The organism is Maritimibacter sp. 55A14 (assembly GCF_003122205.1).
Taxonomy (GTDB): Bacteria; Pseudomonadota; Alphaproteobacteria; order Rhodobacterales; family Rhodobacteraceae; genus QEYE01.
Genome location: NZ_QEYE01000009.1, coordinates 132534 through 159355, shown reverse-complemented (window position 1 = coordinate 159355; position 26822 = coordinate 132534). Strand labels below are relative to the sequence as shown.

Here is a 26822-nt window from a genome sequence, read left to right as displayed (position 1 = left end):
ACTTCGGAAAATAGGGTTCCAGACGCGCCATCTGCGCGTCGCTCAGCCAGTAAAGATCAGACATGTCACCGCTCTGTTTTCAGGCGGTGAATCACGATGCTCGGCTGAAATCAATGGGTCCTGACCCGAGTGACGGGACCGAATCCAAAATTTTTTGGCAGTTTGCGCCATGGCAATTGTGTGCATTTTCATCGAGAAAGACCTGGCGGTCTAAGACAGTTAGAACTATCGTTTCCTGCTTTGAAGGGAGCGAGCGGCGCACCGGTATTCAAGAAAGTACTAGGGGCGTCGAAAGCGACGGAAATGCATGCGGTCGGTGTTTTGACAGGGAATGCACAGTACGAATTGGAGCCCATTCAAACCTATCAATACAAAGGACCGGATGGAGAAGAGGAAATCACCCATTATTACCTTCCCGCTGGCATAGCAACGCACATCGAACACTTGCATAAAATGCTCTAAGAAAATGAAAAAGTTAGATACCTTTTCTTCCTTAACTCTTTCGTCGTCCTTCTAGTCAAACGTCAGCTTTGTCCCGCAAACCCGCCATCCATCGGCCCTCGCCCCTCCTTGGGCGTCACCCCCCACCGAGCCGCCAGGCTTCCTCCAGCCGGAAGCCCGTCGCTCATATGGCGCGCCGCCCCCGCCCGGTTCCATTGACAAGCCCGCGCGGTGCCGCGACAACGGCGCCAGCCGCCGGGAGATCGCGATGACCGAAACGCAGAAGCGCAGCCAGCAGGTCTTCACCCTGCTCGTGGAGGTCGGCCGCAAGCCCGGCGACGGGCTGCCCGAGGGCGCGACCGGCGCGGCGCTGATGTGCTTTTCCTCCGGCGTGGACGAGGCCGAGGCGGTGCGCGAGACCGTGGCGATCCTCAAACAGGCCGATCTCGCCCCGCTCGACGTCACCGGCTATGGCACGCTCGCGGACCGCGAGGCCGACGGTCATGAAATCGACGCGGAGGAGCGTGCCCTGATGGACCGCGCGCTGGCCGAGAACGCGGTGATCGTGGCGCAGATGACGCCCTTTTTCGGCGACTGAGGCCGCGCTCAGACCACCCGCGCGGCCAAGAGCCCCGCCTCGTAGGATTTCAGCGACAGCCGTGCCGTAGCGCCGTAGCCTTCGCCGGTTTCCGGGTCGAGTTCGGGGAAGAGCGCGCAGATTTCCTCCAGCACCCTGCGCTCGAACATCGACGCAACTTGCGGGCCGGGGTGGAAGCTTTCGGTGGGCACGCCTTCGGAAAAGACTATCTGGTGCGCGTCGAAGAGGACGTGGAAATACTCCACCTCGTCCGCGCTCTCGACCTGGCGCACGGTCCGGTCGTTGACCAGATCGCGCGCCGCAACCAGAACCTCGCGTTCCCCGAACATCAGTTCCGACCACGGGTCACAGATCAGCAGCCGGTGCTGCGGCGACACGAAGAGATCGTGCCGCGCGCCGAAAGTGCCCGCAAGCACGCGCACCGGGGCGAACCGTCCCTGCCCCGGTACCGCGCGTCGTCCGATCCAGCGGATCGGCTGCGCGCCGTGATCCAGCGTGTCCACCAGATCGCCCGCGCGCAGGCGCTCCACCGGCACCTTGCCGCGCGGCGTCCGGATGGCCGTGCCGCGCAGGAAACAGGGGATCGAGCTGACCGAGACGAAGGCCACATCCGTGATGCCGCTGCCGCTCTCCTGCACCTCGTATGTGAAGTTGATATCCTCCACGTCGCTGTCGGCCTGCACAGTGAAGGTGCCATCGGCGTTCAGCGTCACCTGCTGGCCGGTATTCAATGTCACGGTATCGCCCGCGGCGACCGCCTGCCCGTTGATATGGGTGATCGTCAGCGTGCTTCCCGACGGCCCGGTGTCATTGCCCAGAACGTCGATCGTCCGGGCGCCGTCCGGGGTGATCGAAAAAGCGTCGTCCTGCGCGATCAGCGCGGTCTGGACGCTGTCCCCGGCGATCAGCAGATTGGAATCGTAATTGGAGTCGGTCACGTCGGCGATGCCGATGCGGATCGAGTTCTGCACGCCGGGCACGACATCCATCTTCAGTGTCATGGTGACGGTGAAGGCGTCCATCTCGGTGTTGGCGACACTGGGCGTGTTGTCGGTCAGCAGATTGGCGTTGCCGAGCGCGCTCAGGTTGCTGGGGTCGATATCGCCGTCGCCCACCGCAAGCTGGACGGGCTGGCCGTTCACCCAGACCCCCACCATGTCCTGGAATTGCGAGGTGGTGAATTCCGGAAACTCCTCCGACGAGAAGACGAACTGCATCGTCAGCGTGTCGCTGTCGGGGATGAAGTCGACCTCCAGGATCGCCGCATCGAGGGTCCGGGTGCCGGCCAGCGCGTTGAATTGCGCGTCGTCGTTGACGCCGAAGGTGTTGGTGGACGTGCTGCCGCTCTGGTTGGCGTCGCCGAAGGAATTGGTGAAGGAGCGCGCGAAGCCGGTGGACAGGATCACGCCCTCGTCGCTGGGCGTCGTGCCGGGGGCCAGCGCGTCTCCGCCCGAATAGATCGCCGAGGACCGGCTGTCACCGCTGAAACTGGCCCCCAGAACGGTGACGCCGTCGCCGAAAATGCTGTTGGCCATGTCCAGCGCGCTGGCGCTTGTGTCGTAATTCAGTTCGCTCGCGTTCGCCATGTCCTGCCCCTCGGCTCCGGGCAGGGTCTCCGGCAAGGATCACGACGCCGCGGACGCGCTACGCGCCCAGCCTGCGTCATTACCCAAACCCCTCATGCGGGCCGGTGATCCGGCTTCTCCCGCTGACCTGCCTCTGGTCTCGTTGGTGAGCATACAATCCCGAGCCCCCTGATCTCGCAAGACTTTCTGGGTTTTCTTCACAAGTCGCCCGAAAACTGTGGCATTCCCGCACAAGCCGCATTCAGGCGATCGCCGCTTCCCGTTGCGGCCCGCGCCGCAACTGGGTATCGCTGGGACCGAGGAGACCCGCCCATGCCCGAGCCCACCGATCCCGTCGCCCTGACCGCCGCGCTGATCCGCTGCCGCTCCGTCACGCCGGAGGACGGCGGCGCGCTGGCAGTGCTGGAAGGGCTCCTCACGGAGGCCGGCTTCATCTGCACCCGCGTCGAGCGCGGCGGCGTCTCGAACCTCTTCGCGCGCTGGGGGCCGAAGGGTGCTGCGCGCAGTTTCGGCTTCAACGGCCATACCGATGTCGTGCCCGTGGGCGAGCGCGCGGCCTGGAGCCACGATCCCTTCGGCAGCGAGGTGATCGGCGGCGAGATCTGGGGGCGCGGGGCCACGGACATGAAATCGGGCGTTGCCGCCTTCGCCGCCGCGGCGGTGGATTTCATCCGCGCCACGCCCCCCGACGGCGCCGTGATCCTGGCCATCACCGGGGACGAGGAAGGCGACGCCGAACACGGCACGCGCGCCCTGCTCGACTGGATGACAGCCGAGGGCGAGGCGATGAGCGCCTGCCTGGTGGGCGAGCCCACCTGCCCCAACCGGCTGGGCGAGATGATGAAGATCGGGCGGCGCGGCTCGATGACCGCCTACCTGACGGCGACCGGCGTGCAGGGCCATTCCGCCTATCCGCACCGGGCGCGGAACCCGCTGCCGGTGCTGGTGCGGCTTCTCGACCAGCTCGCCTCGGCGCGGCTTGACGAGGGCACGGAGCATTTCGACGCCTCCACCCTGGCGATCACCACCGTGGACACCGGCAACCCGGCGAATAACGTGATCCCCGCCGCCGCAACGGCCACGGTCAACATCCGTTTCAACGACGCGCACAGCTCCGCCAGCCTGACCGAATGGCTGAAGGCCGAGGCCGCACGCGCCAGCGATGGCACCGGGGTGGAGATCGGGATGGAGGTGAAGGTCTCCGGCGAAAGCTTCCTGACCCCGCCCGGCCCGCTCTCAGACCTGGTGGCCCGCGCGGTGGAGGCGGAAACCGGGTTGGTCCCGGCGCTCTCCACCTCCGGGGGCACATCGGATGCCCGCTTCGTCAAGGATCATTGCCCGGTGGTGGAATTCGGGCTTGTGGGCCGCACCATGCACCAGGTGGACGAGCGGGTGGAGGTGGCCCAGATCGAGGCGCTCAAGGCGATCTACGCGCGCATCCTGGCCGGCTATTTCGCACAAGCCTGATGCATCGGCCCCGCCTTGTCATCATGCTCAAGGAGCCGCGTCCGGGCCGTGTCAAGACCCGGCTGGGGCGGGAAATCGGCATGGTCCCGGCGGCCTGGTGGTTCAGGCACCAGACGGCAGGGCTGATCCGCCGGCTGGGCCGCGATCCGCGCTGGCAGACGGTGCTGGCCGTGAGCCCCGATCATGCCGGGCTGGCCAGCCGCGTCTGGCCCGCGCATCTGCCGCGCATCCCGCAGGGACCGGGCGATCTGGGCGACCGGATGGGCCGCATCCTGCGCAGCATGCCGCCCGGCCCGGTGGCAATCGTCGGCGGCGACATCCCCGGCATCGCGCCAGCCCATGTGGCGCGGGCCTTCGCAGCGCTGGGCGATCACGACGCGGTCTTTGGCCCGGCGCATGACGGCGGCTACTGGCTGGTGGGGATGAAGCGCGTCGCTTCGCCGCCGGCCGCGCTTTTCCGCAATGTCCGCTGGTCCAGCGAGCACGCGCTGGCCGACAGCATGGCCGGCCTGCCGGACCTGCGCATCGCGCTGACCGACAGGCTGCGCGACGTCGATCGGGCCGCCGATCTTTGATCCGTCGGCGTGCGATGGCCGGATAGGGTTTTCGCGGATGACGGCCACGAGTCCGCATGCTATGGGCGGGCCATGTCGAAACTTCCCTCCAAAGACGCGCTGCTGATCTGGATCAACGAGAATCCGGGGAAATCCTCAAAGCGCGAGATCGCCCGCGCCTTCGGCATCAAGGGCGCGGACCGGATCGAGCTGAAACGGCTGCTCAAGGAACTGGCCGACGAAGGCCATATCCGGAAGACCCGCAAGAGCTACCGCGACGGCGACAAGCTGGCGCCGGTCACTGTGCTGGAAGTGCTGGCGCCGGACGCGGGCGGCGATCTCTTCGCGCGGCCGCTGGAATGGCAGGGCGAGGGTGAGGCACCGCGAGTGCTCTACATGCCCCGCCAGGGCGATCCGGCGCTCGGCCGGGGCGACCGTATCCTGGCGCGGCTGACCGAGGTCGCGGCCGAGGATCACGGCTACGAGGCCCGGCTGATCCGCAAGATCGGCATCAGTCCCCGCCGGATGCTGGGCATTTTCCGCACCGGCCCGGAAGGCGGGCGGATCGTCCCGGTGGACAAGGGAGCGGCAAAGGAATGGACGGTGCGCCCCGGCGATGTCCACGGCGCGCGCGACGGCGAGCTGGTGGAGGCCGAACAGGCCGGACCAAAGTCCCGGATGGGCCTGCCGCGCGCCCGCGTCGTGGAACGGCTGGGCGACCCGACGGCGCCGCGCGCAGTGTCGCTGATCGCGATCCACGCGCATGGCATTCCCGACGAGTTCCCCGAAGACGTGTTGGCCGAGGCCGAGCGCGCCAAACCCGCCGGGCTGGGCAAGCGCGAGGATCTGCGCGAGCTGCCCCTGATCACGATCGACCCGGTTGATGCCCGCGACCGCGACGACGCGGTCTGCGCCGCCGCCGATGACGACCCGTCCAATCCCGGCGGCCACGTCATCTGGGTGGCCATCGCGGATGTGGCGCATTACGTGCGCCCCGGCAGCCTGCTGGACCGCGAGGCGCGCAACCGCGGCAACTCCACCTATTTTCCCGACCGCGTGGTACCGATGCTGCCTGACCGGCTGTCGGGCGACCTGTGCTCGCTGCACGAGGACGTGCCGCGCGCCTGCATCGCCGTGCGGATGCGGCTGAACGCGAAGGGCGAGAAGATCGAGCACCGCTTCACCCGCGGGATGATGCGCTCGGGCGCATCGCTGACCTATGCCGAGGTGCAGGCCGCCCGCGACGGCCAGCCGGACGGGCGCACCGCACCGCTGGCGGAGACGGTGATCGCGCCGCTCTATGCTGCCTACGAGGCGTTGAAGACCGCGCGCGCGGCGCGCCATCCGCTCAACCTCGACCTGCCGGAGCGCCAGATCGTGCTCAGCCCGGAGGGCCGCGTGACCTCGGTCGCGTTCAAGGAGCGGTTCGACGCCCACCGGCTGATCGAGGAATTCATGGTGCTGGCCAATGTCGCCGCCGCCGAGGAGCTGGAGGCGCGCCGGCAGCCGCTGCTCTACCGCGTGCACGAGGAACCCTCGCCCGAGAAGCTCGACAGCCTGCGCGACGTGGCGCAGGCCGCGGGGCTGACGCTCGCCAAGGGTCAGGTGCTGCGCACCGAACATCTCAACCGGCTGCTCGACCAGGCTGCCGGCACCGACCATGCCGAGGTCATCAACATGTCGGTACTGCGGTCGATGGCGCAGGCCTATTACGCGCCCGAGAATTTCGGGCATTTCGGGCTGCATCTGCGCCGCTACGCGCATTTCACCTCGCCCATCCGGCGCTATGCCGATCTGGTGGTGCATCGCGCGCTGATCGCCGCGCATGGCTGGGGCGAGGACGGGCTGACCGAAGCGGAGGCGGAGGCGCTGGCGGAGACGGGCGAGCTGATCTCGCTGACCGAGCGGCGTTCGATGGCGGCGGAGCGCGACACGACCGACCGTTATCTGGCCTCCTACCTGTCGGAGCGTGTCGGCAACGAGTTCGAGGGCCGCATTTCGGGCATCGCGCGCTTCGGCGTCTTCGTGAAGCTCGACGAGACCGGAGCGGACGGGCTGATCCCGATCTCCACCCTGGGGCGCGAATACTTCCATTACGACCATGACAGCCAGACGCTGATGGGCGAACATTCCGGGCTGACGCTGTCGCTCGGCACGCGGGTCACAGTACGGCTGGCCGAGGCCGTGCCGGTCACCGGCGGGCTAATGCTGGAGCTTCTGGACATCGCCGGCCAGACCATGCCGCGCGGCCCGGCCCGCAGCCGCCGCGGCGGTGCGCCCGGCAAGGGACGCAAACTGGCCAAGGCGCGGAAAAAATCCCAGAAGCTGCGCAAGAAATCGGGCCGCCGCGGCAACTGACCGCCGGTGGACGGGCGCGGGCCGCGATCACCGCTTTCGCGAATATCCGGGACAGGTTACAATCGCCGAAAAAGACGACCCGAGACAGAGCAGGAGCAGGCAATGACAGAGCGGCTGGGCATTTTCGCGCGGACAGGGTTGCTTCTTGCCGGACTCGCAGCGCCGGGTCTGGCGGGCGCTGTGGAGAGCTCCCCGAGGCCGCTCTCGCGGCCCGACGCCGCCGCGGCGCCCATGCGCCTGGCGATGCTCAACATCTCGCCGCGGCCCCGCGCCCGCCCGCTCGACGAACGGGAGGTGCAGCGCGTGGCAAACTCCGGGTTCCAAGGCTGGATCCGCAGCTTCCGGCCGCGCGCGCTGGCCGCGGGCGTATCGCCCTCGACCTTCGCCCGCGCCTTCGACGGGATCCACTACAACACCGACGTGATTTCGCGGGACCGCAACCAGTCTGAGTTCACCAAGCAGATCTGGGACTACCTCGACAGCGCCGTGTCCGACACGCGCGTCAGCAATGGCCGCGAGGCCTATCGCCGCCACCGCAGCCTGCTGCGGGAGATCGAGGCGCGCTACAAGGTCGACGCCCATGTGGTTACCGCGATCTGGGGGCTCGAATCGGCCTATGGCAGCCACAAGGGCAGGACCCCGATCGTCGAGGCACTGGCGACGCTGGCCTATGACGGGCGGCGGGGCCGGTTCTTCGAACAGCAGCTCGTCGCGGCGCTGAAGATCATCGAGTCCGGCGACACCGCCCCGCGCGACATGACCGGAAGCTGGGCCGGCGCTATGGGCCACACCCAGTTCATCCCGACCTCCTACCTGGCCTATGCGCAGGATTTCCGCGGCGATGGCCGGCGCGGCATCTGGGGCGAGGATCCGACCGACGGCTTGGCCTCCACCGCCAACTACCTGGCGCGCCACGGCTGGGCCTACGGCCACCCCTGGGGCATGGAGGTGACGCTGCCGCGCGGCTTCGACTATGCGCTGGCTGGGGAGCGGGTGAAGAAATCCGCCGCCGAATGGACGCGGATGGGCGTGCGGACCGCCGACGGACGCGCGGTGCCGGATTTCGGGCGGGCCTCGATCCTGCTGCCCGCGGGCGCGCGCGGGGCGGCCTTCGTCATCTACAAGAACTTCCACGTCATCGAGCGCTACAACGCCGCCGATGCCTATGTCATCGCGGTGGGCCATCTGGGCGACCGCATCCGCGGCGCGGGGGCGCTGCGCGCGGGCTGGCCGCGCAACGACCGTGGGCTGAGCGTCACCGAACGCAAGGAGATGCAACAGCGCCTGACCGCACGCGGCTACGACACCCAGGGGGTGGACGGCATCATCGGGCCGAACACCATCGCCGCGGTGCGCGCCTTCCAGGCGTCACAGGGGATGGTGCCGGACGGCTATACCTCGCTGGAGATCCTCCGCCGGTTGCGCTGAGCGGCCGACCGGGCCGGGGCTGGACAGCCGTCCACGCCGGGCGCAGGATTGCGGGATGGAGCAGCACACGGATATCGGAATAATCGGCGGCAACGGCGCGCTGGGCTCGGCCCTGGCGCGCGCACTGCTGCGCACCGACACGGTCGGGGCGGGGCGGCTCTGGGTCTCCTGCCGGTCGGGCGCGGCACCCGCACTCGCGGACTGGCCCGGCATCCATGTCACGGACGACAACCAGGCGCTGGCGGAGCGTTGCGCGACAATCGTGTTGGCCATCCCGCCGGTGGCGATGGACGGACTCGCGATCGCCGCGCCGGACGCATTGGTGATCTCGGTCATGGCCGGGCCGACCGCCGAACGCATCGCAGGGGCGACCGGGGCGCGCGCGGTGATCCGCGCGATGTCGAGCCCGCCCGCCGCCGATCTGGGGCTGGCCTTCTCGCCCTTCTGGGCCGGGCCGGGCGCGAGTGCCGGGGACCGCGAGACCGCCCGCGCCCTGCTGGCCGCCGCGGGGGAGACCGCCGAACTGGACCGTGAGGACCAGGTCGACCTCTTCACCGCAATCACCGGGCCGGTGCCCGGCGTTCTCGCGGCTGTGGCCGAAGCGATCCGCGCCCACGCGGGACGCCACGGCACGCCGCCCGACATTGCCGCCCTGGCGACGCGCCAGCTCTTCCGAGCCAGCGGCGCGATCATGGCGGACCCGCAGAACGACCCGGCGGATTACGTGGCAGAGATGATCGCCTATGCGGGCACCACGGCCGCGGCGCTGGAGACCTTGCGGCGCGGCCCGCTGGCCGAGGCCATCGCCGAGGCGCTGGACGCGGCCGCCGCGAAGGCCCGCGACATGGGCTGAGCCGGGCACAGAGTCGGGACGCGGGCGCAGGTGCCCCCCTTCCCTTCGGCGCGGCGCTCTGCTATCAGCCGCGCGTCCGGTTGTTCCGGGCACCGGTCGCAGCCTACCCGGTCAAGAAAACAAGGACCAGACGATGAAGACACTCGTGATCTGCTCGGGCGGGCTGGATTCCGTATCGCTCGCCCACAAGGTGGCCGCCGAACAGGAACTCGCCGGCCTGATCTCCTTCGATTACGGCCAGCGGCACCGCAAGGAGCTGGACTTCGCCGCCCGCGCGGCGGACCGGCTGGGCACGGGGTTCGAGCTGATCGACATGCGCGCGATCGGCGCGCATCTCTCGGGCTCGGCGCTGACCGACGATCTCGACGTGCCCGACGGCCATTACGCCGAAGAGACGATGAAAGTGACCGTGGTGCCGAACCGCAACGCGATCATGCTGGCTGTCGCCTTCGGCATCGCCGCGGCGCGCGGGGCCGATGCTGTGGCCGCTGCGGTACATGGCGGGGACCATTTCATCTATCCCGACTGCCGCCCCGGTTTCATCGACGCCTTCGAGACGATGCAGCGCGCGGCGCTGGAGGGATACGCGGATATCCGGCTCTACACGCCCTTCGTGCATCTTCCCAAATCGGCCATCGTCACCGAAGGGGCCCGGCACGGCACGCCCTTTGCCGAGACCTGGTCGTGCTACAAGGGCGGCGCGCGCCATTGCGGGCGCTGCGGCACCTGCGTGGAGCGGCGCGAAGCCTTCCACCTGGCCGGCGTGCCGGACCCGACGGACTATGCCGATCCGGACTTCTGGCGCGCGGCCACGGCGGCGGAGGGCGCGTGATGTACCGGATCACCAAGCAATTCCACTTCTCCGCCGCGCATCAGCTTGTCGGGCTGCCCGAGGATCACCCCTGCGCGCGGCTCCACGGGCACAACTACATCGCCGAGGTGGAGCTTTCGGCCGAGACGCTCGACGAGAACGGCTTCGTCATCGACTACCGGGCGCTCGAACCGCTGAAGCGGTATATCGACGAGACGCTTGATCACCGGCATCTCAACGAGGTGTTCGGCCATGACGGCGTGACATCGGAATGGCTGGCACGCCGGCTCTTCGACTGGGCGCGGGCGCGCTGGCCGCAGGTCACCGCCATGCGCATCAGCGAAACGCCCAAGACATGGGCCGAGTACCGGCCATGACCCGCCTGCGGATCGCCGAGATCTTTGGCCCCACGATCCAGGGCGAGGGTGCGCTGATCGGGGCGCCGACAGTCTTCGTGCGCGCCGGGGGCTGCGATTACCGCTGCACCTGGTGCGACAGCCTGCACGCCGTGGAAAGCCGCTTCCGCCAGGACTGGGCGGCGATGGAGACCGGCGCGGTCTGGGCGGAGGTGCGCAGGCTTTCCGGCGGCCGCCCGTTGACCGTGACGCTGTCGGGCGGCAACCCGGCGATCCAGGATTTTGGCCCGCTGATCGCGAACGGGAAGGCCGAAGGCTACCGCTTCGCGATGGAGACCCAGGGATCGGTCGCGCAGGACTGGTTCGCCTCGCTCGACATGCTGGTGCTGAGCCCCAAGCCGCCCTCCTCGGGCGAGGACGTGGACTGGGCCCGGTTCGACGACTGCCTGGCGCGCGCGGGCGATGCGGAATGCGTGCTCAAGATCGTCATCTTCGACGAGGCCGATTACCTCTGGGCGCGGGAGGCGGCGGCACGATATCCCGGCCTGCCGCTCTATCTGCAACCTGGAAATCACACCCCGCCGCCGGCTGGGGCCGAGGACGGGCCGCTCGACCTCGACGGGATCACCGACCGCATGACTTGGCTGATGGAGCGCTGCCTGGCGGATGGCTGGTTCGCGCCGCGCATCCTGCCGCAGCTTCATGTCATGCTCTGGGGCAACAGGCGCGGCGTCTGAGCCGCGCAGCAAGGAGGCCGGAATGGCACGCGAAGACATCTATGCCGATCTCACGCAACTGGGCGCAAAGACCGAGTTGCCCGCATCCCCCGACGAGGCCGTGCTTGAGCGGGTGCCGAACCCGCAGGCGGGCACGGCCTATACGGTGCGCTTCACCGCGCCGGAGTTTACCTCGCTCTGCCCGCTCACCGGGCAGCCGGATTTCGCGCATCTGGTGATCGACTACATCCCCGGCGACTGGCTGGTGGAGAGCAAGTCGCTGAAGCTCTATCTCGGCAGTTTCCGCAACCACGGCGCCTTTCACGAGGATTGCACCGTCTCCATCGGCAAGCGCCTGGCCGAGACGCTGGCCCCGCAATGGCTGCGCATCGGCGGCTACTGGTACCCACGCGGCGGCATCCCGATCGACGTCTTCTACCAGACCGGGCCCGCGCCCGACGGGGTCTGGATACCGGAGACCGGCGTCGCGCCCTATCGCGGCCGCGGTTAGCGCCACGTTCGGAACAGCTGGACCGATTTGAGGTCGTCGGCGCGTTCGGTGACGATCCGCGCGGTGGCCAGACCCCGGGACGGCGATCAGGCGTGTATGCAGTGCGCATTATCCGGCCACATGCGCACTGGATCGAGACTGTGCGCGGGCGTCACCACATCGCCAGCCCGTCGGCGCGGTGCTGGCGTTCGCGCGCCGGGCTTCGCCCTTGCTCCGCGCGAGGGCACCTTACGCATTTCCACTCAAGGCAGAGAGACGCGCATCAGATGAGGCCGGACTAGGCCAGACCCCGCGCCACGTCCTCGGCGATGACCTGCGCCTCATAACCCATCGCGCGGATCTGGCCCTCGCTCGACGGTTTGTAGGAGCAGAAATAGAGCCCTTCCGCCCCACTCGGCCCGCCCGAGACGCGCGGGCGGCCGCGATTGTCCAGAACCTCGGGCATGTCGCCCAGGATCGGCCGCAGATCGACCTCGAAGCCTGTGGCCAGGACGATCGCGTCATACTCTGCGCTTGAGCCGTCCGCGAAGCGGACCGCGCGGCCCGCGATGCGCTCAATGCTGGGATGCACGGTGATTTCCCCCGCGCGTATCTTCGCCAGCGTGCCGATGTCGATCAGCGGGATGCGCCCGTCCTCGCGCACCTGCGCGACCGGCCCCTTGTCCGCCTTCCGCAGCCCGTAGCGCGCGTAATCCCCCAGCGCCAGCCGCAGCACAGGCGCGGTGATCGCGTCGGCCATCCGGTAGGGAAGGATTTTCTGCAGCAGCCCGAAGGACAGGATCGGCACGCCCAGCAACTCCCTGGGCAACAGGTTCACGGGGCCGCGCACCACGATGCCCGCAGGACAACCGGCCTCGGCCAGGTCGAGCGCTATCTCGCCGCCGGAGTTGCCAAACCCCACGACCAGCACCCGCTGGCCCGCGAATGGCGCGGGGTTGCGGTAGTCCGAGGAATGGACGACGGAACCCGGAAACGCCTCCAGTCCCGGCCAGTCGGGACGGTGCGGACGGCCGGCCATGCCGGTGGCGAAGACCACGATCCCGGCCCGTTCCCGCCCCTTGGCGTGGCGCACCAGCCAGCAGCCGTCATCGTCGCGCGCCACCGACGACACGTCGGCCCCGAAAACCGGGGCGATGTCAAACCGTGCGGCGTAGTCCTGCAGATAGGCGATGACCTGTTCGCGCGACGGGTAGCGCGGCCAGTCGCGCGGCATCGGCAGATAGGGCAGATGCGAGCGCCCGCGCGGCGTATGCAGGTGCAGCCGGTCGTAATGCCGGTGCCAGGCGGAACCGATCCGCCCGCTGCGTTCCAGCACCGTCACCTCCAGCCCCGCACGGTGCAGGCAGACGGCGCTGGCAAGCCCCGCCGGGCCCGCCCCTATGACGATTGCGCGCATCCGTTCCCCCGGATCGGCCTTGCAGGTTGCCCTGCGCTCGGGCCACATTAGCCCGGTCTGTATCCCGTGGCCATCCGCCGGCCACCGCAATCGCAAGAGGGTCAGAGATGCCGAAATACGTCTTCGCCTATCACGGTGGCAGAATGCCCGACGCGCCGGAGGAACGCAGCCGCGAGAAGGCTGCCTGGGCGGACTGGTTCGACTGGTTCGAGAGCCTGGGCGCCTCGGTCCTCGATCGCGGCAATCCGCTGGGCGGCTCGCGGATCGTGACCTCCGCCGGCGTGGCCGAGGATGGCGGACCGAACCCGGTCTCGGGCTATACGGTGGTGGAGGCGCCCGATTTCGACACCGCGCTCAAGATGGCGCGCGGCTGCCCGATGCTGGATCATGGCGGCACCGTCGAGGTGGCCGAGGCGATCGAGCTGGGCATCTGACACAAGGGGACACGCCCATGACGGAACGGAAAATCGGACTGGACGACGCCTATGGGCTCAAGACACCGGAGGATTCTGTCCGGCTCTACCGCGACTGGGCAGGCAGCTATGACAGCGAATTTGCCGCCGGAATGGATTATCGCCTGCCCGCCGCCGTGGCACGCGCCTTCACCGATGCGGCGGGCGGGCGCGACGCGCCGGTCCTCGACGCGGGCGCGGGAACCGGGCTGGTGGGCGAACACCTGGAGGGCTATGCGCTCGACGCGCTCGACATCTCGGAGGAGATGCTGGAGATGGCCGCGGCCAAGGGGCTCTACCGCAAGACCATCGCGGGCGATCTGACCGGGACGCTGCCCATTGCCGACGAAAGCTTTGGCGGCGTGGTCAGCGCGGGCACCTTCACCCACGGCCATGTCGGGCCGGAGGCGCTGGGCGAGTTGCTGCGCGTGGCCCGTCCCGACGCACTCTTCGTGCTTGCCATCAATGCCGAGGCATTCATCGCGCAGGGCTTCGGCGCGGCGCTGGAGGTTCTGGGTCCCGCCCTCGTCGATCTGGTCTATTTCGAGACCGCAATCTACGGCCCGCGCGCCGATCCCGCGCATCGCGGCGACCGCGCGCTGATCGCGCGGTTCCGCAAGGGCTGAGAGGGCAGGCTCAGCCGCGCTTCTCGCCTTCCCTCGGGATCGGCAGGTATTCCACGCCGCCGCTCTGCCGCAGCGGTTGCGGATAGAGCGTCATGAGCTTCTGGATGTCCTCAGGCATCTCGGTGACGACCGGCAGGCCCAACTGCCGCGCCTCGCCCGCCGAGATCGGGTAGTCATGGGTCCAGACGCCGCTCGACAATTTCTCGGCCAGTTCCGCGGCGCGGCCGCGCTCCATGTGCTTGGCCAGCAGACCCGTCGCCGCGGCCTGCACTTGCGCCAGCGCCTTGCGGCCCATATCCGCCCGGATCAACGTCTCGTCGTCGATCTCGCCCATCGGTTTCTGTTCCACGGCGCGCAGGATCGACGCGACCGGCCATTGGCCGAGTTGCGGGTCGACTGGGCCCAGAACCGATTGCGCGCACATCACCACCTCGTCGGCGGCCAGCGCGATGAGCGTGCCGCCCGACATGGCGTGATGCGGGATGAAGACCGTGACCTTGGCCGGATGGTCCTGGAGCGCGCGCGCGATCTGCACCGCCGCCAGCACGAGCCCGCCGGGCGTGTGCAGCACGATGTCGAGCGGCACATCGTCGTCGGTCATGTGAATGGCGCGAAGGACCTGCTCGGAATCGTGCACGTCGATATAGCGCATCAGCGGGAAACCCAGCAGGCGCATCGTCTCCTGCCGGTGGACCATCAGGATCACACGGCTGCCGCGTGATTTCTGCAACCCGTCGATCATCCGCAGACGCTGGAACTCCAGCAGCTTCTGACGGATGACCGGCTGCAGGGCGGTGATCAGGATGAAGACCCAGATGAGGTCGAGAAAGGACATGCGCGAGGCTCCGGCTGCGAAAGACGATTAAATCACGGGCGGGGTGCGGGGGAAAGCAGGCACGAACTGCCTTCTCGTCCCTCGCGCATCAAGGCGACGAAGGGAACCCCGACATCCGGCCCGTTGCACAACCCGGTGCCCATACGCGTCACCCGAGGCCCCGCCGCGTGGTCTGGTTGCGCAACTCGACCAGCCGCGGCGGGACCGGCATGGACTGCACCACGGAGGAGTTCGTCGCCCCGAACGGCACGAGCCGGTCTATGACCGCCTCCATTTCGGCCACGTCGCGGACATGGGCGCGGGCCACGAAGCAATCATCGCCCGACACCCTTTCGCACATGACGATCTGCGGCGTCTCGCGGATGGCCGCGATCATGTTGCCCATCTCGCCGGGCAAGGGCCGCGCCCGGATCAGGACCGTGAGCCCGTAGCCGAGGCGCGCAGGGTCGATCCGGGCCGCGTAGCCTGTGATGACGCCGGTATCCTCCAGCCGCCGGACCCGCTCCCCGACGCTGGGTGCAGAAAGACCGACCCGGCGCGCCAGTTCTGCCCGCGCGATTCGGGCGTCGGCCCGGAGTTCGCGGATGATCGCCGCATCAATGGGGTCCAGATTTGAAGCTTCGGTTCGAAGGCGTGGCGCCTCATTTACCTTCTTCTGAGAACGATATTCTTTCACGATCCCATCCATCGTCCATATATTAAGGCCGTTCAACCTTGCATCATGCAGGCATGTCCAATCAAGCCCCTTCCGATCCAGCCATCCCCGCCCCGCCCGGCGTCATGTCCCGCACCGCCGCGGCTGTGCCGCCGCAGGCCTGGTTCGGCGTCTCCGCGGTGTTCCACTATCTGGGCCCGTCCTTCGCTGTGCTGCTCTTCCCTGCGGTCGGAGTTTTGGGCGTCGCGTGGTTCCGCATCGCCACGGCGGCGCTCGTCTTCGCTCCGGTCACACGGCCCTGGCGAACCTTCCGCAACGCCACATATCGGGAGCGCGCGCTACTGCTCGCCCTCGGGGCCTGCCTCGCGGCGATGAACAGCGCCTTCTACCTGGCGCTCGACCGGCTGCCGATCGCGCTTGTCGCGGCCATCGAGTTCATCGGCACGATCGGCGTCGCGCTCTGGGGTCTGAGGACAGGGCGGAACCTCCTGGCCCTGGCGCTCGCCGTCATCGGCGTGACGCTTCTGATCGACATGGGCGCGCTTCTCGGCGCGGGTGGGCCGGCGCTTGCATCGGATCTGCTCGGTCTCTTCTGGGCCGCGCTCAACGGGGGGCTCTTCGTTCTCTACATCATTCTCGGGCACCGGATTTCCCAAGGCGGGGCGTCGGGCGGCATCGAACGGCTCGGGGCCGCGATGACGGCCGCGTTCCTCTTCGTCATGCCGGTCGGGTTCATTCAGGCGCTCGACGCCTTTGGCGCGCCGCTGCTGGTACTGGCCGGGATCGGCGTGGGCATCTGCTCGTCGGTGATCCCCTATGTCTGCGATCAGCTTGCCATGTCGCGCCTGCCGCGCGCCAGCTTCGCTTTCCTGCTGGCGCTGCTGCCCGCGACCGCGACGATCATCGGTGTGATCGTCCTTGGGCAAATACCCGGTGCGGGCGACATGCTCGGCGTGGTGCTCGTGATGACCGGGGTTGCCATCCACAGGCCGTCAGAGCCTTGAGCGCGCTATCGCCCCTTCCAGACCGGATCGCGCTTCTCGGCGAAGGCGCGCGCGCCCTCAAGCTGGTCCTCCGAGGAATAGAGCCTGTCGACCGTGGCAAGCTGGCGCCGGGTGATCCGGTTCATCGCGTCCTGGAATTTCGCGTCCTCCGCGTCGCGCACGATCTCCTTGATCGCGGCATGAACCAGCGGCGGTCCGGCGGCGAGCAGCCGCGCCTGTTCCCAGGCCCGCTCCATCAGCTCCGCGCCCGGCACGATCTCGTTGACCAGCCCCCAGCGATGCGCCTCGGCCACGTCGAACCAGCGCCCGGTCAAGAGCAGCTCCATCGCGATGTGATAGGGGATGCGCTTGGGCAGCTTCACGCTCGCCGCGTCGGCCACCGTGCCGGATCGGATTTCGGGCAGCGCGAAGGTGACATGCTCGGCCGCCAGGATGATATCGGCCGAAAGCGCCAGTTCCAGCCCGCCGCCGCAGGCGATGCCGTTGACCGCCGCGATGACCGGCTTGTTCATCCCGCGCAACTCCTGCAATCCGCCGAAGCCGCCGACGCCGTAGTCGCCGTCCACCGCGTCACCCTCGGCCGCGGCCTTCAGATCCCATCCGGGGCAGAAGAACTTCTCCCCCCCGCCGGTCAGGATCGCCACGCGCAGCTCCGCGTCATCGCGGAACTCGCGGAACACCTCGCCCATGATGCGGCTGGTCTTCAGATCGATCGCATTGGCCTTGGGCCGGTCGAGTGTAACCTCCAGGATCGCGCCCTCGCGGCGGGTCTTCACTGCACTGTCGGTCATGTCGCCTCCCAGATGAGTGCATCTGCCGCCACGGCCCGCGCCGGGGTGCAGATCAGCGGATTGATCTCAACTTCCTCGACGCGGTCGGCATTTTCAACCACGTAGGACTGGACGGCGCGGATCGCCGCGAGGATCGCGGAGCGGTCTGCGGCCGGCGCGCCGCGATAGCCGTCCAGCAGGCGGGCGATGCGCAGGCCATCCAGCGCCCGCAGAATCGCCGCGTCGGATGCGGGCACCAGCAGCGCGGCGCTGTCGGCCATCAACTCGGTCAGCGTGCCGCCCGCGGCCAGCGTCAGTACGAAACCATGCGCCGGATCCTTGACCACGCCGACGAGAAGCTCCGCGACCGCGCCGCCGATCATCTCCTCCACCAGGAACTCCTCCACCGGCATCGAAGCGGCGGCGCGGTGTACCGCCTTTTCGCCGGCGAGGTTCAAGGCCACAGCCCCGGCCTCGGTCTTGTGGGCCGGACCCGCGCCCTTCAGCGCCACCTGCCCGCCCAGCCGGACCGCCGCGCGCGCCGCCGCGTCTCGTCCTGATGCGGTCGCCCCCCGCGGCACCTCAAGACCATGCGCCGCCAGCGCCGCCTTGGCCGCAGCCTCGCCAAGGATCCGCGTCGAGGGCGCCGACGGCGGCGGCGGCAGAAGCGGCGGCTCGGGCAGCGGGGCGGTACCGATGAAGGCCGCCGCCTCGGCCGCCGCGATCGCCTCGGACAGCCCGTTGAGCGGCACCACCCCGCCCTCCATGAACCGCCGTGCGACCGCTTCGGGCAAAAGCTCGGGCAGGGTCGCGACCACGGCGACATTGGCGCCCGTGCGGGCCTTCGCGGCCAGCGCCGCCGCGGTGGCGCATTCCCAGTCCGACGGATCGGCGCGGTCAGCGCGCGGATAGTCCAGCACGATCAGCGTCAGTGCCAGATGCGGAGCCATCATCGCCGCCCAGGCGCGCGTCATCGCCTCGGTGTCACGCCAGATATAGGTGTGGTAGTCGAGCGGATTGGCCAGCGCGACCATCGGCCCCAGCGCCGCGCGCAGCTCCGCCCGCTGCGCCGCGGTCAGGGGCGGAAAGCGCACCCCGCGCCCGTGCGCAGTGTCGGCGACCAGGCTCGCCTCGCCCCCCGAGCAGGAGATCGAACCCAAATCGCCCGAGGTCAGCGGCCCGGTCACATGCAGAAGCTTCAGCGTCTCCAGAAGCTCCGGCAGGCTTGCCACCCGTGCGATGCCCAGCCGCTCCAGCAACGCCCGCGCGCCAGCCTCGCCCCCCGTCATGGAGGCGGTGTGCGATACCGCCGCCGCCTGCGCCTGCGCGGAGCGTCCGATCTTGAGCGCCACCACCGGCTTGCCCAGCGCGCGCGCTTTCTCCGCCAGCGCCTCGAACCCGCCAAGGTCCCCGAACCCCTCGATATGCAGGCCGAGCGCCGTGACCCGCGGATCATCGAGAAGCCCCGCCCCGATCGCGGCGATGCCGGTCTGCGCCTGATTGCCGGCCGTCACCACATAGGCCAGCGGCAGGGCGCGGGACTGCATGGTCAGGTTGATTGCGATATTCGAGGATTGCGTGACGATCGCCACGCCGCGCGCGCAGGGCGCGACGCCATGCTGATCGGGCCAGAGCAGCGCGCCATCGAGCCCGTTGATGAAGCCGTAGCAGTTCGGCCCCAGAACCGGCATGTCGCCAGCCGCCCGGCAGAGCGCCTGCTGCAGGTCGCCGCCGCTGCCATCCTCCGCCGCCGCCTCGCGGAAGCCGGAGGCGAAACAGACCGCCCCGCCCGCTCCCATCGCCGCAAGCTCCGCCACCAGTTCGACCGTGGCATGCCGGTTGACGCCGATGAAGACCGCGTCGGGCACGCCGGGAAGCGCCGCCAGATCGGTATGGGCCCGCAGACCGCCGATCTCCGCCGCACTCGGATGCACGGGCCAGACCGCGCCCGAAAACCCCATGCGCAGGGTTTGCGAGACCACGGCGCGCCCCCAGGCGCCGCCGCCGATGACGGCGATGCTGCGCGGCCGCAGGAGGCGCGAGAGATCCCGCGTCATGCCTGGCCGCCTGGGGCGGGCCTTTCCGCCTCCGGCGGGGATATTTCTGGCAAGAAGAATGGCCGGTAACCGCGCCTTAACGACATTGCGCGAGGCTCGGGGCACGGTACAGGCGGGGACGCCGATGACCGTGCAAGGAGAAAGGGCCATGCCCCTCCGATGGGGGATCCCCTGCGGGTCCCCCATTTCTTCTTGCTCCAAATATCCCCGCCGGAGGCAAGAAAACTCTCTGGTGCGCGCATCGCCTCAGGCTCCCAGCGGCCGCAGCAGTTCGCGGCCGATGATGTGGCGCTGAATCTCCGATGTGCCGTCCCAAATCCGCTCCACCCGCGCGTCACGCCAGAACCGCTCCAGTGGCAGGTCGTCCATCAGCCCCATGCCACCATGGATCTGGATCGCGGCGTCTGTCACTCGCGCCAGCATCTCCGAGGCGTAGAGCTTGGCGCTCGCGATCTCGCGGTTGGCGGGCAGGCCCTTGTCCAGCCGGTCGGCGGCGGCGAGCGTCATCAGGTCGGCCGCATCAATCTCGGTGATCATGTCGGCGATCTGGAAGCCCACGCCTTGGAACCGCCCGATCTTCTGGCCGAACTGCTCGCGCTCCGCGGCATAGCCCAGTGCCAGGTCGAAGGCCCGTCGCGCCCGGCCCACGGCCATCGCCGCCACGGTGATCCGCGTCGCATAGAGCCATTCGTTCATCACCGCGAATCCGCCATCGACCTGCCCCAGCACCTGGGCGTCGGAGAGGCGGCAATCGTCAAACTCCAGCACCATGTTCTTGTAGCCGCGATGGCTGACCGACCGGTAGCCCGGCCGGATGGTGAAGCCCGGCGTGCCGCGGTCGACCAGGAAGGCGGTGATGCGTTTCTTGGGGCCCTTCGGCGTCTGATCCGCGCCCGTGGCCAGGAAGACGATCACGAAATCCGCGTGATCGGCGCCCGAGATGAAATGCTTGGTGCCGTTCACCACCCAGTCGCCGCCCTGCCGCCGGGCACTGCATGTCATGGATCGTATGTCGGACCCGGCGCCCGGTTCGGTCATGGCGAGTGCGTCCATCCTCTCGCCCTGCACGGCGGGCATCAGGTAGCGCTCCACCTGATCGCCCGTGCAGGCCATCAGGATATTCTGCGGCCGCCCGAAGAAATGCGTGAGTGCCATCGAGCCGCGCCCCAACTCGCGCTCCACCAGCGCGAACTCCAGGTGGCTCAGCCCGGCGCAGCCGACACTTTGCGGGAAGTTGCAGGCGTAAAATCCCAGATCGAGCGTCTTGCGCCGGATGCGTTCGGCGATCTCGGCCGGCACCTCGCCGGTGCGCTCGACCTGCTCCTCATGGGGGTAGATCTCCTTCTCCACGAAGCTGCGCACCGTGGCGGCGATCATCTCCTGCTCTTCTGTCAGACCATATTGCATCGGGGCCTCGTCTGCGGCGGGTCAGGTGGCGTAGTCGGAACCCTCGGCGTCCAGGATCGCCTTGAGCTCCGCCAGGTGGCGCTTGTCCTGCTCGGGATAGGTTTCAAGCTCGCGTGCGGTCTTCTCGGCGATCTCGTCGGAGAGCACGCGCAGCGGCTGGCCGGTCTGTAACGCGCGGATATAGGTCTCGGCGGCGCGTTCGAAATAGAACATCCGGTTGAAAGTCTCGGCCACGGTATCGCCGATCACCATGACCCCGTGATTGCCCATGATCATCACCCTCTGGCGCGGGTCGGTGAAGAGCCGCGCGCAGCGCGCGCCTTCCTCCTCGAAGGCCAGGCCGCCATAATCCTCGTCGATGACGTAACGGTTGAAGAAGGTGGCGCTGTTCTGGTCGATCGGCGGCAGGCGGCTGTCGGCCAGGCTGGCCAGGACGGTCGCGAAGGTGGAATGGACATGCATCGCGCAGCGGGCTTGCGGACAGTGCCGGTGGAGCCCGCCATGCAGCCCCCAGGCGGTGGGGTCCGGCGCGTCGGGGCCATCCAGCGTCCCGGGATCGTTGGCGTCGATCAGGAGGAGGTCCGAAGCGCGGATGCGGCTGAAATGCACCTGGTTGGGGTTCATCAGGAAGCGCGTGCCATCAGCGTTCACCGAGAGCGAGAAATGGTTCGCCACCGCCTCGTGCATGTTCAGGCGCGCGGTCCAGCGGAAGGCGGCGGCCAGTTCCACCCGTTCCGGCCAGTGATCCATGTTCGGGCGGGCGGCGGCTTCTTGCATCGCGACCATGAGAACCTCCATCTCCTTGTCGCGAAGCAAGACACGCACGGCGGGGCTTTACCAACGAAAAATTCAAGGGCTATGTATAAGTTGAACTAATGATCTTCTTATGGTGAAACATGGCCCGCACCGACCTGCCCCCGCTCAACTGGCTGCGCGCCTTCGAGGCCTCGGCCCGGCACCTGTCCTTCACCGGGGCGGCGGCGGAGCTGAACATGACGCAATCCGCAGTCAGCCAACAGATCAAGACGCTGGAGGCCCATCTGGGCCGGCTGCTCTTCCACCGCCGGCCGCGGCGGCTGGAACTGACCGAGGCGGGCAAGGCCTATTTGCCGGCGGTGCAGGAAGCCTTCGCCACGCTGGCGCACGGCACCCGCGCCATTGCCGGGCCGGAGGCCGGGCAGCTTCTTCAGGTGCAGGCGAACATGGGTTTCTCGGTACTCTGGCTCGCGCCGCGCCTGCCGCGGCTGATGGCGGCGCATCCCTGGCTGCGGCTCAACATAACCACCGCGATATGGGAGCCGGAGCGGACCGCCGCGCGTGCCGATGTGGAGATACGGCTGGGCCGGACGCCCGGCGAGGGCGTGCGGGCGGAGCGACTGACGCGCGACCGCTACTACCCGGTTGCCGCGCCGGGCTTCGCGGTGGAACTGGACCGTCTGGGCGAGGTGCCGCTCTTCGACTGCGCCGACATGCTCTGCGGCTGGGAAGGCTGGTTCGCGGGCCAGGGGCTTGAGTTTCCGCGCGGCAGAAGGGTGAGCTATGCCTCCACCTATGCGCTGACACTGGCCGCGGCGGAAGCCGGCGCCGGCGTGGCGCTGGCCCATGACACGGTGGCGCGGCACAAGCTGGAAACCGGGCGGCTGGTGCGGCCCTTCACTCATGCCGGGGAGATGGAGGAGAGCTATTTCCTGATTGCCCCCGACCGGGCCTCGGCCTCACCTGCGGTGATCGCCTTCACCGACTGGCTGCGGGCGGAAATGAAAGGCCCCGGACCTTGATCCGGGGCCTCCCCTCGCCAGGCATATGGAAGAGGTACTCAGCCTTTCGAGAATTCGGGATAGGCTTCCATGCCCAACTCCACCATGTCGAGGCCGTTGATCTCGGTCTCCTCGTCCACGCGGATGCCCATCACGGTTTTCAGGATGAACCAGAGAGCCAGGCTGCCAACGAAGGTGAAGACACCGAAGGCGATGATACCCATCAGTTGGGTGCCAAGGCTGGCGTCACCGTTGTAGAAGACCACGGCTATCGTGCCCCAGATACCGGCAAACAGGTGCACTGGCACAGCGCCGACCACGTCGTCGATCTTGAACTTGTCCAGCATCGGCACGGCGAGGACCACGATCAGACCACCCACTGCACCGATCCACAACGATCCGAACAGAGTGGGGGCCAGCGGCTCGGCGGTGATCGAAACCAGACCCGCCAGCGCGCCGTTCAGCACCATCGTCAGGTCGGGCTTCTTGTACATCACCTGCGTCAGGATCAGGGCGGTCACGGAACCGGAAGCGGCGGCCATGTTGGTGTTGGCAAAGATGCGGCTTACGTCCGAGACGTCGCCCACGGTGCCCATGGCCAGCTGCGAGCCGCCATTGAAGCCAAACCAACCCAGCCACAGGATGAACGTACCCAGGGTTGCAAGCGCCAGGTTCGAACCCGGGATCGGGTGCACCTTGCCATCCTTGCCGTACTTGCCGATACGCGGGCCCAGCACGATGGCACCGGCCAGAGCGGCCCAGCCACCCACCGAGTGCACAACAGTCGACCCGGCAAAGTCCGAGAAACCAGCCTCGGACAGCCAGCCGCCACCCCACTGCCACGAGCCCGAGATCGGGTACATGACACCGGTCAGAAGGATCACGAATACCAGGAACGGCCACAGCTTGATGCGTTCGGCCAGCGCACCCGACACGATCGATGCGGTGGCAGCAACGAACACCAGTTGGAAGAAGAAGTCAGACCCGACCGAGGCGTAGTCAAGCGCCGCATCCGCCGCGCCCACACCCACAGGGTCCAGCACGGTCTGCGAGAAGAACGGACCGACCCAGCCGGCCATGATCCACGCGTCGCCCGGATACATCAGGTTAAAGCCGATCAGCCAGTACATGATCGCGGCAAAAGAGTAGAGCGCAATGTTCTTGGTCATCTGCATCGTGACGTTCTTCGAACGCACAAGCCCGCCTTCGAGCATTGCGAACCCGGCGGCCATGAAAAAGACGAGGAAGCCTGCCATGCAAAACAGCAGTGTCGTCATGATATAAGGGCCGATCTCGTCAAAACCCGGCGTCGCCGCATCCTGTGCAAACGCCAGCGATGGCACCAAGGTAAGCGCCGCGGCGGCAAGGCCCGCGGTGATCGTGCCCGGTTGAATATAGCGGTTCATTGTCATTTCCTTATTTCCCCTCGTGCGCTCAGAGCGCGTCCTCGTCGGTTTCGCCGGTGCGCACGCGCACGGCCTGTTGCAGGTCGAGAACGAAGATCTTGCCGTCGCCGATCTTGTCGGTCCGCGCGGTATCGCGAATCGTGGCGACGACCTGATCGGCCATTGCCGCGGAAACGGCGATCTCCAGCTTGACCTTGGGCACGAAATTCACGGCGTATTCGGCGCCGCGATAGATCTCGGTATGCCCCGACTGAGCGCCGAATCCCTTGATTTCCGTAACCATCATGCCGCGCACGCCGATGGATGTGAGCGCCTCGCGCACCTCCTCCAGCTTGAACGGCTTAATCGCTGCTATGATGAGTTTCACGTAGTCATCCCCTCGATGGTGCAGGCGGTCCTGCGTGGATCAGATGGGGGGATCAGGGATGCCGCAGCGCAGAATGACAAGGTTCAGCCATGGGGTGGGGCGCCATTTTCCAGGGCATATTGCACATTTTTTGCACAACTTTCACCTTATGATTAAAAATTAGGCAAATCGAAATCGGCGCAGCGGCCTGTCTGCTCTCCACTTTCGGGAATGAAGCCGCTATTCAGGACGCAACGATAAAACCCGCGCAGGTGACAGCAGAATGAGTGGAAACGGCAGGAAGCGTCCGCACCTTGTGGCGGATCGCAGAACGACGCGCCCGAAAGCCCGCAAGGCCGCGCCAGCCAAGCGCCGTGCCGCGAAGCGCCCCGCCAAGCGCCGCTCCTGGCTGGTGCGGGTGATGCGCAGCTTCCTGCGGCTGGTCTTCCGGCTGCTCTGGGGCATCGGTTGGCGCAGCGCCGCAATCCTGGCGATGGTGCTCGCGGGCGCCACTTTCTTCTTCTACCTGCAACTTCCACCCAAGGCGTTCGACCTGGTGGACGGGCGCACGCGCGGGTCGGTCACGCTGCTCGACCGCGACGGCGAACCCTTCGCCTGGCGCGGCGACATGTTCGGCGGCGCGGTGACCGCCGGCACCGTTTCCGAGCATCTGAAAAATGCCGTGGTCGCCACCGAGGACAAGCGCTTCTACCGGCATTTCGGCATCAGCCCGCGCGGCATCGCCGGCGCGATCCGAATCAACCTGAGCGAGGGGCGCGGCCCGCTGTCGGGTCATGGCGGCTCCACCATCACGCAGCAGGTCGCCAAGCTGCTTTGCCTCGGCGTGGCCTACGACCCGGAGGATTGGAAGAACGAGGCGGAGTATGAAAGCGACTGCCGCCGCACGACGCTTTGGCGCAAGATCAAGGAAGTGCCCTTCGCACTGGCGATGGAGGCGAAATACACCAAGGACGAGATCCTGAGCATCTACCTCAACCGCGCTTACCTGGGCGCGGGGGCGCGCGGTTTCGAGGCCGCGAGCCAGCGTTATTTCGGCAAATCCGCAGCCAGCGTCCGCCCGGCCGAGGCGGCGATGCTGGCCGGGCTGCTGGTCGCGCCCTCCTATTACGCGCCGACCAGCAACATGGAACGCGCCCGCAACCGCGCCGCGGTGGTCCTGTCGCTGATGCAGCAACAGGGTTATCTCTCGGCGCAGTCCGCAGCGGCGGCGCGCGAGAACCCCGCCGGCCTGTCGGATGCCGCTCGCGCCGAAATGGGAGGTTACTTCGCCGATTGGGTGATGGAGGAAGGTCCCGATTTCCTGACCCGCGACACGACCGAAGACGTGGTCATCCGCACCACCTTCGACCCGCGGCTTCAGCGCGCGGCGGAGGAGGCGGTGCAGAAGGTCTTCGACGAGAAGGTGCGCGACGAGTCCGAGGCGCAGGCGGCCGTCGTGGTGATGTCAGCCGACGGCGCGGTGCGCGCGGTCGTGGGCGGGAGGCAGATGCGGGCCTCCGGGCTTTTCAACCGCGCCACACAGGCGAAGCGTCAGACCGGCTCGGCCTTCAAGCCCTTCGTCTATGCCGCCGCACTCGATCTCGGTTTCCGGTTCGACAGCGTCGTGGTGGACGAACCCGTGACGCTGGACATTCCCGGCTCCGGCGAATGGTCGCCGCGCAACTATGACGGAAAGTTCCGCGGCGAGATGCGGCTGACCGACGCCCTGGCGCAATCCATCAACACCGTCGCCGTCAAGGTTTCGGAGGCCGTGGGGCGCGAGAACGTGCGCAAGGTCGCCACGGATTTCGGCATCCAGACGGATCTCGCGTCGGGCGCGGCGCTGGCGCTTGGCACATCGGAGACGACGCTGATGCAGATGACCGGCGCCTTCGCCGGCATCCTGAACGGCGGCAGCTCGGTCAAGCCCTACGGCATGACGAGCCTGCGCCTGCAGGGCGAGCGCGAGCCGCTGATGCAGATCGAGGGCGGCGTGGGCGAACGCGTGATCTCGACCAGTGCGGCGCGACAGCTCACCTACATGATGAGCCGCGTCACAGAAGCCGGGACCGGCCGGCGCGCCGCGCTGCCCGACCGGCTCACAGCTGGCAAGACCGGCACCACCCAGGCCGCCCGCGATGCCTGGTTCGTAGGCTTTACCGCCGATTACGTGGCCGGTGTCTGGATGGGCTATGACGACAACTCGCCGCTGACAGGCGTGACCGGCGGCGGTCTGCCAGCGGAGATCTGGCGCGAGACGATGATCCGCGTGCATGAAGGGCTGGAGCCTCGCCCCCTGCCGATGATCGACCCGGTGGCCGAGGCCACGCCCGGCATGCGCGCGCCGCGCACCGAAAGGCGGATCCGCCGCGGCGTGGAACAGAGCATTCTCGACGAGGTTCTGGGCGCGATCTTCGGGCGCCGGAACTGAC

General features: G+C 67.9%; 25 protein-coding genes. 15 read left to right on the top strand and 10 right to left on the bottom strand.

The genetic code is table 11. The features are described 5' to 3' along the window. Positions 1 to 709: 709 nt before the first annotated feature. The gene (locus DDZ14_RS09820) at positions 710 to 1039 is read left to right on the top strand and encodes a hypothetical protein (RefSeq protein ID WP_109424789.1); all 330 of its coding nucleotides are present in this window, start codon (positions 710 to 712) and stop codon (positions 1037 to 1039) included. An 8-nt stretch (positions 1040 to 1047) separates the two neighbouring features. Here DDZ14_RS09820 and DDZ14_RS09815 read toward each other — a convergent pair whose 3' ends face one another. Then, positions 1048 to 2625 (bottom strand): Hint domain-containing protein, encoded by a 1578-nt coding sequence (locus tag DDZ14_RS09815; protein ID WP_109424788.1) that lies wholly within the window; start codon positions 2623 to 2625, stop codon positions 1048 to 1050. Positions 2626 to 2937: 312 nt separating this feature from the next. Between DDZ14_RS09815 and dapE the strand changes: the two genes are divergently transcribed. The 9 genes from dapE (at position 2938) to queF (ending at position 11679) form a co-directional block, all read left to right on the top strand. Continuing rightward, a complete protein-coding gene (gene dapE / locus DDZ14_RS09810) occupies positions 2938 to 4092 on the top strand; it encodes a succinyl-diaminopimelate desuccinylase (RefSeq protein ID WP_109424787.1) in 1155 nt (384 codons plus the stop codon). Beyond that, positions 4092 to 4667, top strand: a complete 576-nt coding sequence (locus DDZ14_RS09805; RefSeq protein WP_109424786.1) for a TIGR04282 family arsenosugar biosynthesis glycosyltransferase — start codon at positions 4092 to 4094, stop codon at positions 4665 to 4667. Before dapE ends, DDZ14_RS09805 begins: the two co-directional genes overlap by 1 nt. Before the next feature lie 72 nt (positions 4668 to 4739). Further along, positions 4740 to 7004: a ribonuclease R gene (gene rnr, locus DDZ14_RS09800; protein WP_109424785.1), complete on the top strand. Its 2265-nt coding sequence runs from the start codon at positions 4740 to 4742 to the stop codon at positions 7002 to 7004. A 102-nt stretch (positions 7005 to 7106) separates the two neighbouring features. Beyond that, positions 7107 to 8432: a lytic murein transglycosylase gene (locus tag DDZ14_RS09795; protein ID WP_109424784.1), complete on the top strand. Its 1326-nt coding sequence runs from the start codon at positions 7107 to 7109 to the stop codon at positions 8430 to 8432. Between the two features lie 55 nt (positions 8433 to 8487). Continuing rightward, positions 8488 to 9285: a pyrroline-5-carboxylate reductase gene (locus DDZ14_RS09790; RefSeq protein ID WP_109424783.1), complete on the top strand. Its 798-nt coding sequence runs from the start codon at positions 8488 to 8490 to the stop codon at positions 9283 to 9285. A 133-nt stretch (positions 9286 to 9418) separates the two neighbouring features. Further along, entirely contained in the window at positions 9419 to 10117 is a 699-nt protein-coding gene (gene queC / locus DDZ14_RS09785; protein ID WP_109424782.1) for a 7-cyano-7-deazaguanine synthase QueC, read from the top strand. Beyond that, the gene (queD, locus tag DDZ14_RS09780; RefSeq protein WP_109424781.1) at positions 10117 to 10473 is read left to right on the top strand and encodes a 6-carboxytetrahydropterin synthase QueD; all 357 of its coding nucleotides are present in this window, start codon (positions 10117 to 10119) and stop codon (positions 10471 to 10473) included. The genes queC and queD overlap by 1 nt, the downstream gene beginning before the upstream one ends. Further along, positions 10470 to 11189 carry a 7-carboxy-7-deazaguanine synthase QueE gene (gene queE, locus DDZ14_RS09775; protein ID WP_199221326.1) on the top strand — a complete coding sequence of 240 codons (720 nt, stop codon included), beginning with the start codon at positions 10470 to 10472 and terminating at the stop codon, positions 11187 to 11189. The genes queD and queE overlap by 4 nt, the downstream gene beginning before the upstream one ends. Positions 11190 to 11211: 22 nt before the next feature. Further along, positions 11212 to 11679, top strand: coding sequence for a preQ(1) synthase (queF, locus tag DDZ14_RS09770; protein WP_109424779.1), 468 nt, complete (start codon positions 11212 to 11214; stop codon positions 11677 to 11679). A 277-nt stretch (positions 11680 to 11956) separates the two neighbouring features. Here the strand turns inward: queF and DDZ14_RS09765 are convergent, their stop codons facing one another. Further along, positions 11957 to 13075, bottom strand: a complete 1119-nt coding sequence (locus DDZ14_RS09765; protein WP_158275494.1) for an NAD(P)/FAD-dependent oxidoreductase — start codon at positions 13073 to 13075, stop codon at positions 11957 to 11959. Between the two features lie 107 nt (positions 13076 to 13182). Between DDZ14_RS09765 and DDZ14_RS09760 the strand changes: the two genes are divergently transcribed. Together DDZ14_RS09760 and DDZ14_RS09755 are read left to right on the top strand one after the other, a co-directional pair. Next, positions 13183 to 13509, top strand: a complete 327-nt coding sequence (locus tag DDZ14_RS09760) for a hypothetical protein (protein ID WP_109424777.1) — start codon at positions 13183 to 13185, stop codon at positions 13507 to 13509. A 17-nt stretch (positions 13510 to 13526) separates the two neighbouring features. After that, entirely contained in the window at positions 13527 to 14153 is a 627-nt protein-coding gene (locus DDZ14_RS09755) for a class I SAM-dependent methyltransferase (RefSeq protein ID WP_109424776.1), read from the top strand. A gap of 10 nt (positions 14154 to 14163) precedes the next feature. On the opposite strand, the gene DDZ14_RS09750 is transcribed toward DDZ14_RS09755, so the two are convergent. Together DDZ14_RS09750 and DDZ14_RS09745 are read right to left on the bottom strand one after the other, a co-directional pair. Further along, positions 14164 to 14988, bottom strand: a complete 825-nt coding sequence (locus DDZ14_RS09750) for an ATP-dependent Clp protease proteolytic subunit (RefSeq protein ID WP_109424775.1) — start codon at positions 14986 to 14988, stop codon at positions 14164 to 14166. A gap of 148 nt (positions 14989 to 15136) precedes the next feature. Next, positions 15137 to 15664: an Lrp/AsnC family transcriptional regulator gene (locus tag DDZ14_RS09745; RefSeq protein ID WP_233252538.1), complete on the bottom strand. Its 528-nt coding sequence runs from the start codon at positions 15662 to 15664 to the stop codon at positions 15137 to 15139. Between the two features lie 53 nt (positions 15665 to 15717). On the opposite strand from DDZ14_RS09745, the gene DDZ14_RS09740 reads away from it, so the two are divergent. Continuing rightward, positions 15718 to 16647 (top strand): DMT family transporter, encoded by a 930-nt coding sequence (locus DDZ14_RS09740; RefSeq protein WP_109424773.1) that lies wholly within the window; start codon positions 15718 to 15720, stop codon positions 16645 to 16647. Positions 16648 to 16652: 5 nt separating this feature from the next. Here the strand turns inward: DDZ14_RS09740 and DDZ14_RS09735 are convergent, their stop codons facing one another. The 4 genes from DDZ14_RS09735 to DDZ14_RS09720 form a co-directional block, all read right to left on the bottom strand. Further along, positions 16653 to 17438 carry a carnitinyl-CoA dehydratase gene (locus tag DDZ14_RS09735; RefSeq protein WP_109424772.1) on the bottom strand — a complete coding sequence of 262 codons (786 nt, stop codon included), beginning with the start codon at positions 17436 to 17438 and terminating at the stop codon, positions 16653 to 16655. Further along, positions 17435 to 19474 carry an acetate--CoA ligase family protein gene (locus DDZ14_RS09730; protein WP_109424771.1) on the bottom strand — a complete coding sequence of 680 codons (2040 nt, stop codon included), beginning with the start codon at positions 19472 to 19474 and terminating at the stop codon, positions 17435 to 17437. The genes DDZ14_RS09735 and DDZ14_RS09730 overlap by 4 nt, the downstream gene beginning before the upstream one ends. A 246-nt stretch (positions 19475 to 19720) precedes the next feature. Continuing rightward, positions 19721 to 20881, bottom strand: coding sequence for an acyl-CoA dehydrogenase family protein (locus DDZ14_RS09725; protein WP_109424770.1), 1161 nt, complete (start codon positions 20879 to 20881; stop codon positions 19721 to 19723). Positions 20882 to 20902: 21 nt separating this feature from the next. Continuing rightward, positions 20903 to 21658 carry a class II aldolase and adducin N-terminal domain-containing protein gene (locus DDZ14_RS09720; RefSeq protein ID WP_109424800.1) on the bottom strand — a complete coding sequence of 252 codons (756 nt, stop codon included), beginning with the start codon at positions 21656 to 21658 and terminating at the stop codon, positions 20903 to 20905. Positions 21659 to 21777: 119 nt separating this feature from the next. On the opposite strand from DDZ14_RS09720, the gene DDZ14_RS09715 reads away from it, so the two are divergent. Continuing rightward, on the top strand, positions 21778 to 22659 hold the full coding sequence (locus DDZ14_RS09715; protein WP_109424769.1) for a LysR substrate-binding domain-containing protein: 882 nt from the start codon (positions 21778 to 21780) through the stop codon (positions 22657 to 22659). A gap of 38 nt (positions 22660 to 22697) precedes the next feature. Here the strand turns inward: DDZ14_RS09715 and DDZ14_RS09710 are convergent, their stop codons facing one another. Together DDZ14_RS09710 and DDZ14_RS09705 are read right to left on the bottom strand one after the other, a co-directional pair. Further along, positions 22698 to 24044 (bottom strand): ammonium transporter, encoded by a 1347-nt coding sequence (locus DDZ14_RS09710; RefSeq protein ID WP_109424768.1) that lies wholly within the window; start codon positions 24042 to 24044, stop codon positions 22698 to 22700. 28 nt (positions 24045 to 24072) lie between these two features. Further along, positions 24073 to 24411, bottom strand: a complete 339-nt coding sequence (locus DDZ14_RS09705; RefSeq protein ID WP_109424767.1) for a P-II family nitrogen regulator — start codon at positions 24409 to 24411, stop codon at positions 24073 to 24075. 262 nt (positions 24412 to 24673) lie between these two features. Between DDZ14_RS09705 and DDZ14_RS09700 the strand changes: the two genes are divergently transcribed. Then, on the top strand, positions 24674 to 26821 hold the full coding sequence (locus DDZ14_RS09700; protein ID WP_109424766.1) for a transglycosylase domain-containing protein: 2148 nt from the start codon (positions 24674 to 24676) through the stop codon (positions 26819 to 26821). The last annotated feature ends 1 nt before the right edge of the window (position 26822 follow it).